This is a genomic window from Caballeronia choica, from assembly GCF_001544535.1.
In the GTDB taxonomy this organism is placed as follows: Bacteria; Pseudomonadota; Gammaproteobacteria; order Burkholderiales; family Burkholderiaceae; genus Caballeronia; species Caballeronia choica.
Genome location: NZ_FCON02000510.1, coordinates 1 through 977, shown reverse-complemented (window position 1 = coordinate 977; position 977 = coordinate 1). Strand labels below are relative to the sequence as shown.

The 977-nt window shown below is 57.7% G+C and carries 2 protein-coding genes; both read left to right on the top strand.

Features of this window, described 5'->3' with window-relative positions:
• Positions 1-231 (top strand): hypothetical protein (locus AWB68_RS50635; protein ID WP_143282077.1); only part of this gene is annotated, 231 nt, incomplete at its 5' end.
• Between the two features lie 10 nt (positions 232-241).
• Complete coding sequence (locus AWB68_RS45370; RefSeq protein ID WP_160110208.1) at positions 242-538, top strand: GNAT family N-acetyltransferase; 297 nt, start codon at positions 242-244, stop codon at positions 536-538.
• Positions 539-977: the final 439 nt, after the last annotated feature.

Genomic DNA, 977 nt, shown 5'->3' with positions numbered 1-977 from the left:
GTAACGCTATTCGTCGTCTGGATCGGCCTCGGTGTCGCAATGGCCGCGACGCTATACGATCCGGTTTTCGCAGTGATTACGCGAGACTTTCCCCGCAGCTTTCGCAACGACGGCCTTTTCGGCGTCGGTTCTTGTGCTCATGTGCGCAGGCACGTCACCAGCATTGTTGATCCTGTTCGCAGTCGTCTACGGCGGCGCAAACGGGATGAGCATCAGGCAAATTTCGAGTGAGCAGACAGTCATGCAGATAAGAATGGCCAACGATGCCGACCTGGGCGAAATCCGAAACCTGTTAAGCGAGCATGGCTTACCTGTAGAGGACGTTTCGACGACACTAATCGAAGGATTTCTGGTCGCCGAAAACGCAAGTGGAACGGTTGTCGGTAGCGGCGGTCTTGAGCAGATTGGTTCGAGCACACTCTTGCGATCGCTCGCCCTCACGTCAGAATGGCGCGGGACAGGTGTCGCAAGGGAACTGGTCGAACGGGTCGAAGACAACGCACGCTTACTCGGTCAACAGGAGGGGTCTGGCTACTGACAACAACTGCGCTCGCCAAACTTTTTGCCAGAGGGTGAAGCGTATGGCGAGGCTCAACGCTTTTTTGAGCGAGCTGGCTATGAACGGGTAAGCCGCGATGACGTACCCAGCGAGGTGCGGTTGTGCAGGCAGTTCGCGGCCCTCTGCCCGTCAACCGCCACGTGCATGCGCAAGAGGCTCCTACCGAAACTCTCGCCGGCCGTGGTCGAACGGCCGGTATCAACCTGATTTCCGTCGCTCGAATCCAATTCCCGAAAGGCTCTTTTTGGCCGGTTTGAGTCGGATAATCACGAGGTCCACCAGCATGTGCGGGGAAGTGTACTGCCTACCTCCATTCGCAGAACTCCTTCGCGTACAGATCGTCGCTCTGATCCAGGTCTCCGGTCGCTGCATAGACCAACGGCTGGCCATCCGGAGCAAGCACCGCTCCATCGACCAC

Excerpts from the sequence above, each read along its gene's own strand:
- AWB68_RS45370 (WP_160110208.1), top strand. The coding sequence starts at position 242 with ATGCAGATAAGAATGGCCAACGATGCCGACCTGGGCGAAATCCGAAAC.